Source organism: Leisingera sp. (genome assembly GCF_034669605.1).
Classification (GTDB): domain Bacteria; phylum Pseudomonadota; class Alphaproteobacteria; order Rhodobacterales; family Rhodobacteraceae; genus Leisingera.
Genome location: NZ_JAXMOX010000121.1, coordinates 1 through 14096 on the forward strand (window position 1 = coordinate 1; position 14096 = coordinate 14096).

Below are 14096 nucleotides of genomic sequence, written 5' to 3' on the forward strand. Positions count from 1 at the left end.
GCATTGAAGGCAGCGCGCCAAGGCGGTTCAACGGCCGCTTTTCGGAAGCCGGCCAGGATTTTTTGCAGCGGCAGCATCTTTTGCATGGCGCCCCCGCCAAGGACCGCTCGGGGCTGTGACCTACGTGCCGCGCCAGCGAAGGGCTGCCCGCAGGGCAATGACGGCTGAGGGCTCTTTCGTTGAATTCGCCGTGCGCCGTACGAACGGCGGGTCTTGCTTGGCGTAGGCTTTCACACTTTCCCGCAAAGGACCCGTGCTCCGCCGGAATTGCCCGCTGCATTGCAGAAGGAAATGCGGCCATTCAGGCAGAGCGCAGGGGTGTTTCGACGGGCATTGCCCCGGTCGCAGATACTGTCGTCTTTGGCTTGTAGGCAGCGCGGAATCTCTTCAATGTGCCTGACTAGACGCCCGCAATCGTCATTTTACGCCAATGGGTAGGAGATACACCAACCGCTTTCTTGAACATCCGACTGAACGCCGCCTCCGATTTGTAACCGATCTCGCACCCGACGCTCGCAACCTTCATGGAACTGTCTGCAAGAAGGCGAGCGGCAATCTGCATGCGCCAGAGCGTCAGGTACTGCATCGGAGAGTGCCCGATCAGGTGGGTGAAGCGCGCTGCCATGGCGGAACGGGACATGCCCGCCTCTTCGGCCAGCAGGGCCAGCGTCCAGGGATCGGCTGGGCGGTCGTGGATCAGGGTCAGGACCCTGCCGATGGCCGGATCGCGTAGCCCCGACAGCCAACCGGTGTCGTGCGCAGGCAGCGAGTCCAGGTAGAGGCGGATGACCTCGACGAAGATCAGTTCGCTCAGCCGCAGGCGGATGGCTTCGCCGCCCATCCGCGGCAGGCGGGCGTCGGCAAGCGTCAGGTCGATCAGGCGGTCCAGCAGACCCCGCCGGTCCCGTCCGGACCGTCGGAGGCGCAGCAACGGCGGAAGGGTCGAGAGCACCGGATTGAACGGGCGCAGGTCGCAGCCGAGAAAACCGCACATGTATTCGGCGCCGCCCGCGCCACCGCCACCTTCGCGGGTCACGAAAGACAACTTGCCCGCCATCCACTCTCGGAAGAAACCGATGGTCGCCGCGCGGTCGTATTCGGGCGTCTGCCCTGGCGTGCTGAGCAGCGAATAGGGGTCACCGTGGGCCAGCACCAGGATGTCGCCAGCCTCGAACGAGGTCGAAGCGCCGCCCGGAATGCCCGCCCAGCCCGAGCCCTTCAGGATGATGTGGTAAGAGATTACATGCTGCGCGCGGGGCAGGATGATCGAAGAGTAGTCACGCGCCCGGGGGACATCCACGCCCCAGGGGAACGTCGCCTCCACCAGGTGGAACACTGCGCCGGTCAGCTTCACCATCCGCAGCACGTCGGACAGCGGGTCGGTCGCCGAGTCCTGACAGAGGACTGGCATGTCGGCCGTGCCCTGCGCGCCGGGGGGCGGCTGGTGCTGAACCGTGGACGATCCAGCATGCGAAAGAGACGTCTGGTCATGGGTCCGAGCCATGCCTCAGGATAACCTCATTGCCGCAATGTGCCCAGCCGTCGCGCCCAGAACGTCCACCAGAAGGAGAAAAAGGATGACTGTTCAGCAGAAAACACGCCCGCCGGCGGAGGTCTATGATGCGCAATTCGTGCCAGCACTGTTTGCCCAGTGGGGACCGGTGGTCTGCGCCGAAGCCGCGATGCAGAAAGGTGACCGCGTTCTGGATGTGGCCTGTGGAACCGGCGCGGCGACGCTGGCCGCCGCCGAGATTGCAGGGCCATCGGGCTCGGTGGTCGGGCTGGATGCCAATCCGGAAATGCTGGCCGTTGCGCGCCGCAAGCCAGCGCGGATCGAGTGGCGGGAAGGCAAGGCTGAGAAACTGCCGTTCCCGGACAACAACTTTGACGCGGTCGTCAGCCAGTTCGGCTTCATGTTCTTCGAGGATAGGCCGAAAGCGCTCACCGAGATGATGCGGGTCCTGAAGCCGAAGGGCCGGCTTGCCGTGGCGGTGTGTGACGCGGTCGAGAATTCGCAGGGATACGGGGCTTTCGCGCTCCTGCTCGATCAGTTATTCGGAAGAGACGTTGGGAACGCCTTTCGGGCACCCTTCATCCTCGGCGATGCAGAGCAGCTGATGAACATCTGCCGCGAAGCGGGTCTTGTTGATGCCGAAATCGTACGGCGCAACGGCGAGGTTCGCTTCAGGTCGATCGACGCGATGGTCTCGACCGAGCGTGCCTGCGTGTGGACACTCGGAGGCGTCTTGTCGGACGAACAGTTCGAACAACTAATGGAGGAGTCCGAGCACGCCTTGGCGCCGTTCTCCACCGGAGACGGAAGGGTCGAGTTCGACATGCCAGCACTTATCGTCAAAGCACAGAAACCTTAGGCGTCGCCTGTGCCGATCACTCTACCCGGATCGGAATGGTTACTCGATTCGGACTTGCCGATGGAAGGCAGAACGGAAAACCCGAATGTTGAATGACCGCTCCGGAAAAAATCGCTGCGTCGCTGAGATACCGCTGCTTCGCGGGCGAGTATGAAATTCGACTTTCTGCGTGCATTCGCCGCGCGCGCAAGGGTGCGGAAAGTTCCACAACTTTCCAATTCATGGTTTCAGCTTTGCTGCGCGGCGCATGGACGGCTGCTATTCCCTCTGCAAAACAGCGTGAAATTTTGTGCCATTGCAGCCATATCTGCACTGCGAGCGCATGCAGCGAAAATCTGACACCACCGCTCAGGGCTCCGACCGGGCGTTCGCCGCGCCAGGCGTGAATGACGGCAGGCAGCCCATGTTGCCAATTGCGCCCCGCGCAACTGTACGTGGTGCCGCCTGCGTTAGCCCAACAAATGAATTGCTGCTTCAGATCTCAAGATCCTCGAGGGACTTCCCAGCTTCCAAAGCTTCGTGGACCCAAGCAGGCTTACGCCCGCGGCCGCTCCAGGTTTGGGATCGGTCGGCTGGATTGGCGTATTTAGCAGGTGCCTTTGCGCTTGATTTACGCCCCTTTTCGCCATGCAGAGCAATAACCTCTTCAAAGGCCACTCCATGTTTTTCCGCAATGGCCAGCATTTCGGCATAAGCGCTTTTCTTTGCCTCGCTCTCTACTTCCACTTTGCGGACTTCGATTTCCTTGGCCAGTGCTTCCAATTCAGCGGCACTCAGCCCCTTTAGATCAATTGCCATATTTCACCTGTGTTTTCAGTTGTTCTCGGTCAAAGCAGATATACCCTTCTGAGGCAAGCAGCTGGCCACAGCGGTGCGGTATCCGTCGCAGTCCGATTTGGGGCCGGAGGCTGCTGATCGCACCAGGCGTATGAACTGCCCTCTCCGGCTTGGCGGTTCACTACACCTTTCAGAGAAACCAATTACAACGCATGCACCACGACCTTGACCATTTCGAGAAGATCGCTCGCGCCACTATAGCTTCCCTGCCGAGGGCCTTCAGGCCAGCTGCAGATAACGTCATTCTGCGCATTGCCGAATGGCCTGCGCCGGCCATGCTGGACGAACTTGGTTTTGCAGATCCATTTGAACTGACAGGGCTCTACGAGGGAATACCTATGACCGAGAAATCGGTTCTCGACCTGGCGCCATCTCCGGATGTTGTCTGGCTCTTCCGCCAGCCGATCCTGGCGGAATGGCGCGACCGCGGTGATGTCGAGCTGAACCAGTTGATCGCGCATGTTGTTATTCACGAGTTCGCCCATCATTTCGGATGGACTGACGAGGAGATCGCAGCCATCGACCAATGGTGGGTCTGAACCGCTCTTCAATGCCCAGGGGAAGTTGGCATTCGAGCTCACAGGTGACGTTGCCGCGACGATGGGGTGCCGCGAGTGCAGTCGACGGTTCGCAGCCCGCATCCGGCATTGCGATAGTTGCGAATTGTCAGTCCCGCAGCTAAAAATTCCCGACATCGCCGGGAGAAGTTTCATGGGCCAATCACATCAAGAGCTTGATCGCCTCAACGCGCTGCTGCATGCGCTGCCCGTGGAAAACATGCCTATGTCGCTTAGCGAATTTGATGGCTACGTGACCGGCATTCTTGCTTGTAGTGACATGATCCCGCCCTCGGAATGGCTGCCCCATGTCTGGGGCGAGACCGGCGAAGCACATTTTCCTGACCAGAAAGCCGCAGAAGAAACGATCGGTGCTGTCATGGCGCATTACAATTCGGTGGCCGAGGCGATGTCCCGCTCGTTTTGGATCGAGCCTGTCTACGAGGTTGATCCCAACAGCGACGAGACGATGTGGGAGCCTTGGGTCGATGGCTTCACCCGCTCCATGGGCCTGCGGCCGAAAGCTTGGGAACGCCTGCTCGATCAGGCCGACGAAGAGACGCGGGCTACGATGATCTTCTTGATGGCGTTACAGGACATCTACACTGGTCAAAGCAAATTCACGGACGACGAAATTGACCAGATCGACCTTGAAGCCCCCGATCTGATCCCGAACTGCGTTGCGACAATACTGCACCAGTCACGCCCTGAACTTTCCCGCCCTGAGCCTGAAAATCTTTCCGGCATGCCGTTCAAGGCTAGTCCTCGACCAGGTCGAAACGATCCGTGCTCCTGCGGATCGGGCCGCAAATACAAGCAGTGTTGCGGTCGGAACTGACTGATCTCCAAAGATTTCATAGCAACCACCTGCAGAGCGAGGCACCAGCCTAATCGGGGAGGAGCTCGCAAACAGCACCAGTCATCGGATCGGACCGCATGGGGCGGATCGGCTGCACCCAGCCCTAAGCTGCCGGTCGTGCCAGGCGCGGCGCAGGTACCGCCGCAGGTGCGAAGGTCTGGGGCCAAATTCCCGTTTTCGGACATTCGGACCCTCGGAAACCGGTGGAACTCAAGCCGCCCTTTCGCTGCAGTCATGCAGGACAAACGAGACGCGGGAGAAAACAAACGCCAGCGCCTCATGGCCGGACCGCTAATCGGAAGTTACTTGCCCCTACAAAATCCCTCACCATGAGCGAGAGACCAGCGGGGGCACGTCAGCTCTCACACGTAACGTGTTGCCCGGATCGTTACAAATAGATCAAGAACCCGCACAGCATGCCGGGCCGTTCCCAAGACCTAATTGTGCTCTAATCTAAGGATACATCCTTCTCGCCTGGCGACTGGAACAGCTGGATGAAACGCGGGTTTCCTCTGAGGGTGTCCAAATCGGAATCTGTTTGCGCCCATTTCAACTGGCTCCGACCAAGACCGCCAGCGATGCGTTCAAGCCATTCCAGCGCCAGGTCGTTTTCCCCGATTTGAGCGTATGTGCAGGCGACATTGTACCCATTTGACAAGGTTCTGTCGGGATCCATAGCAAACGATTTGGCCAGCCACGCCTGCGCCTGATCGTGATCGTGATCGCCCCGGGCGGCGAGGACAGCGGCACCGAGTTGCAATGGATCCAAATGACCCGGGTTCTTTTGAACCGCTTCGTCGGCGCGTTTCAATCCCAGTGCTAGGCAGCCGACTCATAAAACTCAATCCACAGCCTGACCGACGCCAGTTTGATCATCGACAGGAAGTTTCGTGATGTTTTTTCGTATCGGGTTGCGATGCGGCGGAACGAGGATTTCAGTCTGCCAAAGAAGCGCTCGATCTTGTTGCGCTCTCGGTAGATTTCAGCGTCAAATTCGGCGGGTAGTTTGCGGTTGGCCTTGGGAGGGATCACGTCGATTGCCCCTTGTTCCCAGATCATGTCCCTGATCCAATCTGCGTCATATGCCTTGTCCGCCAATACATGTTGGTCAGGTTGCAAGTTGTCCAAGAGCGTTTTGCACGGCGGCGCGTCATGGGCTTGGCCGGGTGTCAATTCATATCGGATTGGCAGTCCGTCTTGATTGGTAAGCGCATGAATTTTCGTTCCTAATCCGCCTCGTGAACGACCTAAACACCGGCGCGGGGCTTTTTTTGAGCGTGGTGGCAGAATGATGGGCACGGATCGTCGTGCCGTCCACCATGACCGTATCGACGTTATCAGCGTCGGCGATGGCTTCCATGATGCGGTCCCAGTGACCTGCATAGCTCCAGCGGTTGAAACGGTTGTAGACGGTCGTCGGCGGGCCGTATTCGCTGGGCAGATCAGCCCATGGAACTCCGGTGCGCAGAACGTAGAAAATGCCGTTGATGACACGCCTGTCATCCACCCGCTTCTTGCCCCTTGTCTTGTTGGGCAGGACTGCCTTGATGAACTCCCACTCAAGATCGCACATGTCTGAACGCGCCATTTTCCCGCTCCCGCCTGTTGTTTTGCGGGAATCGAATCACAAACCTCTGCCAAACAAAAGAAATTAATGGGTGTGCTGCCTAGATTGGAGTCCGATTGAGGCTATCGTGCAAAATGACTTAGATCAATGTTTCGAAGAATTCTCCCTTGCATACTCCTACAAGCGCGGAGATCTCGAAAGCAATCTATTGTTGACTTCCTGTATTATGCTACACTTTTGCGTGATCCACTGATCAGCCAAGGAGGGCATTCATGTCCGAACAGCCAAGTAAAGCGGAAGAGCGCAATACCTTTCTATTCCTTGCTGTGGTTCTGGCCCCAGTCCTGTCGGTGGGGATTGTCGGAGGTTACGGCTTGATGATTTGGATCTCTCAGATCCTTCTTGGCCCGCCAACCGGCTAAGGAGAGGTGGCCATGCCAGCGTATGCCAGCAGCCCAATGCCCTCCCGGCGCGGTTTTCTGACCGGTCGAGTCGCCCGCCCAAAACCGCAGTTTCGCCCGCCTTGGACAGATGAAGGCCGGGTCCAGACCAGCTGCACCGGCTGCGAAGCCTGCGTGCAGGCCTGCCCCGAAGGGATCATCGAATTCGACAGCCAAAAGCGCCCCCGAATCCGCTTTCAGGGGGGCGAATGCACCTTCTGTGCCGAATGCGCCGAGGCCTGCCCGGAACCGGTATTCGATCCGACCCAAGCCGCGCCTTGGCCGGTTACCGTCTCGATCACCGATGCTTGCCTGAACGCGGCTGGCATTGCCTGCCAGCTTTGTACCGACAGCTGCGACCCGCGTGCCTTGCGGATGGACCTGTCGGTGCATCCCGTTGGTGCCATCCTGCTGGACGCAGAGGCATGCACCGGCTGCGGCGCCTGCCTGGCCAGCTGCCCGAATGATGCCATCGCCCTAAATGATCCGCGCCAGCAAAGGAGCCCCGCATGACCCAGGAACTTCACATTTCCAGCCTGCTGGTGCGCAGCAACCCGGATCACATGGCGATGGTGCAGGACAGCATCCTTGCGATGCCCGGAGCCGAGATTTCGCAGACCGACCCCAGCGGCAAGATCGTCGTGCTGTTCGAGGCCGACAGTGACCGCAAGATCGGTGATGCGCTGACCAAAATCCAACTTCTCGACGGTGTCGCCAGCGCGGCGCTTGTCTTTCATCAGATCTGCGATGCGCAGGATCCCGCCCTTTAAGAAGGAGTCTCCCAATGACCGGCCCCAAGACTGGCCTGACCCGCCGCGACGCCATCAAGGCGCAGGCCGCTGCCGCTGCCGCGCTGGCCGCCGGGCTGCCCATTCCCGCCACCGCCCAGAACCTCGTGACCGACGCCCAGCTGACCGAGCTGAAATGGTCCAAGGCGCCCTGTCGATTCTGCGGCACCGGCTGCTCGATCATGGTTGCCACCAAGGCAGGCCGGGTCGTTGCCACGCACGGCGACACCCAGGCCGAGGTCAACCGCGGCCTGAACTGCGTCAAGGGCTACTTCCTGTCCAAGATTATGTATGGCGCTGACCGCCTGACCACGCCCTTGCTGCGCAAGACGGGCGGCGAATATGACAAGAACGGCAACTTCACTCCGGTTAGCTGGGATGAAGCCTTCGACATCATGGCCGAGAAATGGAAGAAAACCCTGGCCGAAAAAGGCCCCGAGGGCATCGGCATGTTTGGCTCTGGCCAGTGGACGGTCTGGGAGGGCTACGCAGCCTCCAAGCTGATGAAGGCGGGCTTCCGCTCCAACAATATCGACCCCAACGCGCGCCACTGCATGGCCTCCGCCGTGGGCGGCTTCATGCGGACCTTCGGCATCGATGAGCCGATGGGCTGCTATGACGATTTCGAGAACGCCGACGCCTTTGTGCTGTGGGGCTCGAACATGGCCGAGATGCACCCGATCCTGTGGACACGCATCTCCGACCGCCGCTTCAGCCACCCGCATGTGAAGGTGGCAGTGCTGTCGACCTTCACCCACCGAAGCTTTGACCTGGCCGACATTCCGGCGGTGTTCACTCCGCAGACCGATCTGGTGATCCTGAACTACATCGCCAATTACATCATTCAGAATGACGCGGTGCATAAGGACTTCGTCGCCAAGCACGTCAACTTCCGTCGCGGCAATCAGGACATCGGCTATGGCCTGCGTCCCGAGCACCCGCTGGAGCAGATGGCCGAGAACAACGGCAAGGCTGGCGGCTCCGAGCCGATGAGCTTTGAAGAGTTCGCCGAATTCGTTTCCGAATACACGATTGAAAAAGCGGAAGAAATGTCCGGCGTTCCGGCCGAAACGCTTGAGAAGATCGCCAAGCTTTATGCCGATCCGGATACCAGAGTCATGTCGCTGTGGACCATGGGCTTTAACCAGCACACCCGGGGTGTCTGGGCCAACAACCTCTTGTACAACATTCATCTGCTGACCGGCAAAATCTCAACCCCCGGAAACTCGCCGTTCTCGCTGACTGGCCAGCCCTCGGCCTGCGGCACCGCGCGCGAGGTGGGCACCTTCTCGCACCGTCTGCCCGCAGACATGGAGGTGAACAATCCCGAACACCGCGCAACCGCCGAAAAGATCTGGAAGCTGCCCGCTGGCTCCGTTCCCGGCTGGGTCGGCTCCCATGCCGTGAAGCAGAGCCGCGATCTGAAGGATGGCAAGATCAATTGCTACTGGGTGCAGGTCAACAACAATATGCAGGCCGGTCCCAACATGATGCAGGAAGGACTGCCCGGCTACCGCAACCCCGACAACTTCATCGTGGTCTCGGATGCCTACCCGACGGTGACCGCCGAAGCCGCCGACCTGATCCTGCCCGCCGCCATGTGGGTGGAAAAGGAAGGCGCATACGGAAACGCCGAGCGCCGCACCCAGTTCTGGTATCAGTTGGTCAACGCGCCGGGTGAAGCCAGGTCCGACCTGTGGCAGCTGGCGGAGTTCTCCAAACGTTTTACTACCGATGAGGTCTGGCCCGCCGAGCTGCTGGATGCCAACCCCGAGTACAAGGGCAAGACGCTTTTCGACGTGCTGTATGCAAACGGCAAGGTCAACAAGTACGAGCTGACCGAGAAAGCCCGCGAATACGGCAACCACGAAGCCGAGGCCTTTGGCTTCTACATCCAGAAGGGCCTGTTCGAGGAATACGCCGAGTTTGGCCGCGATCATGGCCACGATCTGGCGCCTTTCGACCGCTACCACGAGGAACGCGGCCTTCGCTGGCCGGTTGTGGACGGCAAGGAAACCCGGTGGCGCTTCAAGGAAGGCTCCGACCCCTATGTGACCCCGGGCGCGGATTACGAGTTCTACGGCAAACCCGACGGCAAGGCGGTGATCTTTGCGCTGCCGTATGAGCCGCCGGCGGAAAGCCCGGACGATGAATACCCGATGTGGCTGGCCACCGGCCGGGTGCTGGAGCACTGGCACTCCGGCTCGATGACCCAGCGGGTGCCGGAACTCTATCAGGCGGTGCCTGACGCGCTCTGCTACATGCACCCGGACGATGCCAAGGCGCAGGGTTTCCGGCGCGGCAGCGAAGTGCGGATCATCTCGCGGCGCGGTGAAATCCGCACAAGGGTGGAAACCCGCGGCCGCAACAAGCCGCCCAAAGGGCTGGTTTTTGTGCCCTGGTTCGATGCGCGCCGGCTGATCAACAAGGTCACACTGGATGCCACCGATCCAATCTCGAAACAGACGGACTTCAAGAAATGCGCAGTCCGTATCGAAGCAGTGTGAGGCCCGTCATGAAACATCTCCGTCTCGCCATCCTGGCCGCTCCGATCCTGCTGGCCTCGGCCGCCTTTGCCCAGAATCAGGTCGCCACGCTGCGCAACACCGCGCCGCTGGACCAGCAGGGCGAAGCCACCCAGATCCCCGGCATCGTCAACACCGACATCCGCCAGGTGCGCAACTACCCGGATCAGCCGCCGCTGATCCCACACAAGACCGACAACTACCAGGTTGATCTGAACGCAAACAAATGCCTGACCTGCCACAGCCGCACGGCGGTGGAGGTCAGCCAGGCGCCGATGATCTCGGTCACCCACTTCATGAACCGCGAGGGCCAGACCCTCGGCGCGGTCAGCCCGCGGCGCTATTTCTGCACCCAGTGCCATGTGGTGCAGACCAACGCCCGGCCGCTGGTCGAGAATGAATTCGTCGATGTCGACAAGGTGCTCGACTATGTGCACTCGAAACAGGGCGGGGCTGACTGATGTGGAGGTTCATCAAACGCGCCTGGTGGATAATCACCCGCCCCAGCGCCTTCTTTTCGCTCGGTTTCCTGACCATGGGCGGCTTTGTGATGGGGATCATCTTCTGGGGCGGCTTCAACACCGCGCTTGAGGTGACGAATACCGAGGCCTTTTGCACCAGCTGCCACGAGATGCGCGACAACGTGTTCGAGGAGCTGAAGCCGACGATCCACTATTCCAACCGCTCCGGCGTGCGGGCGTCCTGTCCGGACTGCCACGTGCCGCATAATTGGACCAACAAGATCGCCCGCAAGATGCAGGCCTCCAAGGAGGTCTGGGGCAAGATCTTCGGCACCATCAGCACGCGGGAGAAATTCCTGGAGCACCGGCTGGAACTGGCGCAGCACGAATGGGCGCGGCTTGAGGCGAATGATTCTCTGGAGTGCCGCAACTGCCACTCGGATGAGTCGATGGACATCACCCGCCAATCCAAGCGGGCCGCGGATGCGCATGAGCGCTTCCTGTTCACCGGCGAGAAGACCTGCATCAACTGCCACAAAGGCATTGCCCACCAGCTGCCCGACATGGGCGCAGGCGGCCACGGGTCCGGCGAGGGCCACGCAGCTCTGCTGCCGTCCGCACAAGCTGAAAAGGCGGAGTTGCTGGCCAGCACGCGCAGCTACCTTGCACAAGCCGCCAACTGATATAAGTTGGTGCTGCTAATTTAATGAGAGCCTGCCGCCTTTCCCGGCGCCGGGTCTTGCTAAACTTGGGGTGCAACACCCTCCTGCCTCCCCTCGCCAGCGTCGGGCCAGCTTCTGCCCGCTCAGAAACTGGCGCTTAGCGCACAAGTGCGCAATGATATTTAAGGCTGGACTGTTTGTTGGAAGCAGAACCTACTGCAGCGAGATATCGTTCAGTCGCCTCTCGGCCCGTTCGTGGGCTTCCTGCACCTGCTTCTGCCGCTCGCGGAACCCGGCCTGGCCCGCATCAGAGGTCTGAGAGATGCAAGGGTGCCAGCGTACCGGCTGTTCAAAGAAAACTCGGGCAATTCACAACGTCGTATTTTCTTCCTAGGCCATGAATTCCATCTGAACGACTACCGGCTGGCGCCGGTAGGATCGGCGATATGATTGTCGAGGTACTTCCGTAATGGGCTCCCCCCTGTCAAGCATTGGCTTGACAACGGAACGGTCCGCGAGCCGGTTGGGGCGGTTTTCGCGTGTTCGGTCATATGCAGAGTACGCAGGCGTCCTTGCCCATGTTCTCAATATAGATTTGACATCAAGTATTTGGCTTTCGTCGATCAGTCCTGCGCAGTTGATGTATCGCCGCCGAGCTCGAACTTCCGTACGTGGTCGATGCCATGGTTGCCAACTTCATACCGTGTCCGTGCCGCTTCCCGAGTGCCTATCTGAAGTACGCACTCGACACCCCGTAGGTGTCGGTGGCGAGTACCTGGCGTGCATCATCGGGGACCGCGTCCCGGTCGGGACACCGCTGGGCAGACGCTTTCAGGCGTTGCCATTTGCTCCTTGTGTTGGTGTTGCTTCCATTTCATGTTACCCAATGTTTCTCAAGCGGCGCGCAGCGCCAGCGCCTCGTCGCGGGTGGTTTGGAAGTCGGTGCCGTCAACCCACATTCTATGCAGAACGACGCCAATCCGCCGCGCCAACGCGACCTTCGCTTTTTTCCTGTTGCCACATTTCTCCGCGAGCTGTTGCGTCCAAGTTTTCAACCAGTTCTCACTCCCGCAGTTGAGCATTGCATTCGCCGCCTGGTAGAGGGCGCAACGCAACCCGGCATCCCCGGTCTTGGAGATTGGCCCCGTCACGCTTCGTTCACCGGACTCGTCGCGCTTCGGAGTCAAACCGACCCACGGACCTATGTCCTTTGATCTGCGGAATCGGATAGGATCATCAACTGCAGCCCTGTAGGTCAGTGCGATTACCGGCCCGACACCGGGCATGGTCATCAGCTTGCAGCACACCGGATCCCTCCTGGCCATGTTGCGCACCAGCTTCTCAAGCCCGGCCAGTTCCTTGCGCAGGTCTGCGCGTGCCCTCAGAACCGGCAGCGCCATTGCCTCAAGCATTGGAATGCCATCAATCAGTTCACGAACCCGTTCGTTGTACCGTTGCTTCGGAATTCTTCCCATCTTCAGCCCGAAGTTGCGTAAGATACCGCGCACGGACAGTTCCATGCTGATGATCGCCTTCTTGAGCGCGTCGCGCGCGGTCAAAACTGCTCGCGTCTCCTGGGCTGTGACCGACTTGCAATGCACCGCACTGTACCAGCCGAGTTGCAATAAGTGAGCGATACCTTCGGCGTCACGTCTGTCTGTTTTCAAAGGCATGGCTTCAAGTGCCTTCTTCACCCTGCGGGTTTCCATCAGCACGGTCGGCAGGCCGGCATCGGTCAGGACCTTGTACAGCCACTGTGACAGCGGGCCAGCCTCCAGGCCGATCCCAGGAATCTCATGAGGCAGGCCTTGCATGAAAGAGACAAACGCCTCGGGTTCGCTATCGATCTTCGCTTCCTTGATGATCTTGCCACCTTCACCCAGAATGCAAACTGCCGAGCTTGCTAGAGAAACGTCTACTCCGATAAAAACATTCATGTCGTTGTCCCTTCCGTACTCAGTTTTTAGGGCGACCCCTCGGGTTGACCCCGTGGAGACGGACACGCCTTGCGTGTCGGGGGCAACGACACCGCATCTCCATACTTGCAACAAGCGAAACGTCCGAGATTCGCGCCGGAGCCCATTACGGTATCTGAAGTACGATGTCTTCGGTGATGGCGCCGTTGGTGGTCGAAAAATACCCCCTGCCTCAGAACCGGCAGCCCCAGTAGCGCTTGCGGATCGCTGGAAACTCCCGTTGCACCCGGAAAGACAAACGGTCCTTCATCTTGCGCACCAGATCGCTGATCGCCAGCTTCGGCGGCACGGAAACGAATATGTGCACATGATCGCTCGACAGCACCCCGCGCAAGATTGCGACACCGTTCTCAGCGCAGACCTGGCGGCCGATGTCGCGCAAGCCGCGCAACGATGCGCGACTTTATCGCGGGCCGCACTGGGATCGAGTGCGACGCAAAAAAAACAGGGCAATAGCGCCGATAAAGCCCGCCCAGGTCACGTTCCGCGCTCCACCTTTGGCCGCAGAAGCATCGGACCATAGACCAGGGCAAACCCTCCAAAGGCCAGCAGCCAGAACACGCCGGAGACCGTGCTCAGGCCCGGATGGAGCGGTGTCAGAAACCGTGTTAGCGCGGCAGCAAAGACACACAGAAAGATCGCGACAGTGGCCTTGCCCGCTGTCAATTCGTGGCCCGAATGGCCGAGCGTGGCCCGGGTCATGACCGCCAGCGTCATCGCCCCGATCGCGCCAGCCATCCACAGATGCTGTGCCCCTGCGGTGCCCGGATTGCCGAGGATCTGATCCAGACCAAGCGCGAATGCGCCCAGTGGAACGAAGGCATAGGAGGCATGCAGGACAAAAACCAAGGGCTCAGTCAGCGTGTGGTGCCCCTGCCACCGGGTCAGCCGGATCAGGTGCAAGACGCTGAACACCATCAGGCAGAGCCCGGTCGTGATCGTGAACGGCTTGAGCGTCCAGAACATAAGGATCGGCAGGCTCAGCAAAAGAGTGAGCTTGTCGAAGCGCTGCATCGGCGGTGCGGGACGCGCCGGATACTGTTCGCGAACCA

At 59.9% G+C, this 14096-nt stretch carries 17 protein-coding genes; 10 read left to right on the forward strand and 7 right to left on the reverse strand.

Features of this window, described 5'->3' with window-relative positions:
* Positions 1 to 400 precede the first annotated feature (400 nt).
* A complete protein-coding gene (locus VOI29_RS15110) occupies positions 401 to 1504 on the reverse strand; it encodes an AraC family transcriptional regulator (protein WP_323780263.1) in 1104 nt (367 codons plus the stop codon).
* 73 nt (positions 1505 to 1577) lie between these two features.
* Between VOI29_RS15110 and VOI29_RS15115 the strand changes: the two genes are divergently transcribed.
* Positions 1578 to 2372: a methyltransferase domain-containing protein gene (locus VOI29_RS15115; protein WP_323780267.1), complete on the forward strand. Its 795-nt coding sequence runs from the start codon at positions 1578 to 1580 to the stop codon at positions 2370 to 2372.
* A 92-nt stretch (positions 2373 to 2464) separates the two neighbouring features.
* On the forward strand, positions 2465 to 2758 hold the full coding sequence (locus tag VOI29_RS15120) for a hypothetical protein (RefSeq protein ID WP_323780270.1): 294 nt from the start codon (positions 2465 to 2467) through the stop codon (positions 2756 to 2758).
* Between the two features lie 88 nt (positions 2759 to 2846).
* On the opposite strand, the gene VOI29_RS15125 is transcribed toward VOI29_RS15120, so the two are convergent.
* Positions 2847 to 3170, reverse strand: coding sequence for an H-NS histone family protein (locus VOI29_RS15125; protein ID WP_323780273.1), 324 nt, complete (start codon positions 3168 to 3170; stop codon positions 2847 to 2849).
* 191 nt (positions 3171 to 3361) lie between these two features.
* Between VOI29_RS15125 and VOI29_RS15130 the strand changes: the two genes are divergently transcribed.
* Complete coding sequence (locus tag VOI29_RS15130) at positions 3362 to 3748, forward strand: metallopeptidase family protein (RefSeq protein ID WP_323780276.1); 387 nt, start codon at positions 3362 to 3364, stop codon at positions 3746 to 3748.
* Between the two features lie 172 nt (positions 3749 to 3920).
* Positions 3921 to 4604 carry a UPF0149 family protein gene (locus VOI29_RS15135; protein ID WP_141889227.1) on the forward strand — a complete coding sequence of 228 codons (684 nt, stop codon included), beginning with the start codon at positions 3921 to 3923 and terminating at the stop codon, positions 4602 to 4604.
* A 469-nt stretch (positions 4605 to 5073) separates the two neighbouring features.
* Here the strand turns inward: VOI29_RS15135 and VOI29_RS15140 are convergent, their stop codons facing one another.
* Complete coding sequence (locus VOI29_RS15140; RefSeq protein WP_323780280.1) at positions 5074 to 5436, reverse strand: TPR end-of-group domain-containing protein; 363 nt, start codon at positions 5434 to 5436, stop codon at positions 5074 to 5076.
* Positions 5437 to 5444: 8 nt separating this feature from the next.
* Positions 5445 to 6213 (reverse strand): IS5 family transposase gene (locus VOI29_RS15145; protein ID WP_323780282.1). Its coding sequence is split into 2 segments (ribosomal slippage): positions 5445 to 5883 and positions 5882 to 6213, totalling 771 coding nucleotides; the frame shifts between segments, so codons are not numbered across the junction.
* A gap of 251 nt (positions 6214 to 6464) precedes the next feature.
* Between VOI29_RS15145 and napE the strand changes: the two genes are divergently transcribed.
* From napE to VOI29_RS15175, 6 genes are read left to right on the forward strand one after another with little or no spacing between them, the layout of a single operon-like run.
* The gene (gene napE / locus VOI29_RS15150; RefSeq protein WP_323780285.1) at positions 6465 to 6614 is read left to right on the forward strand and encodes a periplasmic nitrate reductase, NapE protein; all 150 of its coding nucleotides are present in this window, start codon (positions 6465 to 6467) and stop codon (positions 6612 to 6614) included.
* A 12-nt stretch (positions 6615 to 6626) separates the two neighbouring features.
* A complete protein-coding gene (napF, locus tag VOI29_RS15155; RefSeq protein WP_323780288.1) occupies positions 6627 to 7145 on the forward strand; it encodes a ferredoxin-type protein NapF in 519 nt (172 codons plus the stop codon).
* Positions 7142 to 7402 (forward strand): chaperone NapD, encoded by a 261-nt coding sequence (locus tag VOI29_RS15160; RefSeq protein ID WP_323780291.1) that lies wholly within the window; start codon positions 7142 to 7144, stop codon positions 7400 to 7402. The genes napF and VOI29_RS15160 overlap by 4 nt, the downstream gene beginning before the upstream one ends.
* 14 nt (positions 7403 to 7416) lie before the next feature.
* Entirely contained in the window at positions 7417 to 9927 is a 2511-nt protein-coding gene (gene napA / locus VOI29_RS15165; protein WP_323780294.1) for a nitrate reductase catalytic subunit NapA, read from the forward strand.
* Between the two features lie 8 nt (positions 9928 to 9935).
* Positions 9936 to 10406 (forward strand): nitrate reductase cytochrome c-type subunit, encoded by a 471-nt coding sequence (locus VOI29_RS15170; RefSeq protein WP_323780297.1) that lies wholly within the window; start codon positions 9936 to 9938, stop codon positions 10404 to 10406.
* A complete protein-coding gene (locus tag VOI29_RS15175; RefSeq protein ID WP_323780300.1) occupies positions 10406 to 11089 on the forward strand; it encodes a NapC/NirT family cytochrome c in 684 nt (227 codons plus the stop codon). The genes VOI29_RS15170 and VOI29_RS15175 overlap by 1 nt, the downstream gene beginning before the upstream one ends.
* Before the next feature lie 872 nt (positions 11090 to 11961).
* On the opposite strand, the gene VOI29_RS15180 is transcribed toward VOI29_RS15175, so the two are convergent.
* The 3 genes from VOI29_RS15180 to VOI29_RS15190 all read right to left on the reverse strand — a co-directional run.
* A complete protein-coding gene (locus VOI29_RS15180) occupies positions 11962 to 13005 on the reverse strand; it encodes an IS110 family transposase (RefSeq protein WP_323780303.1) in 1044 nt (347 codons plus the stop codon).
* Between the two features lie 211 nt (positions 13006 to 13216).
* On the reverse strand, positions 13217 to 13426 hold the full coding sequence (tnpA, locus tag VOI29_RS15185; RefSeq protein ID WP_323780306.1) for an IS200/IS605 family transposase: 210 nt from the start codon (positions 13424 to 13426) through the stop codon (positions 13217 to 13219).
* Positions 13427 to 13521: 95 nt separating this feature from the next.
* Positions 13522 to 14096: NnrS family protein (locus tag VOI29_RS15190; RefSeq protein ID WP_323780309.1), on the reverse strand; the 575-nt coding region annotated here is incomplete at its 5' end.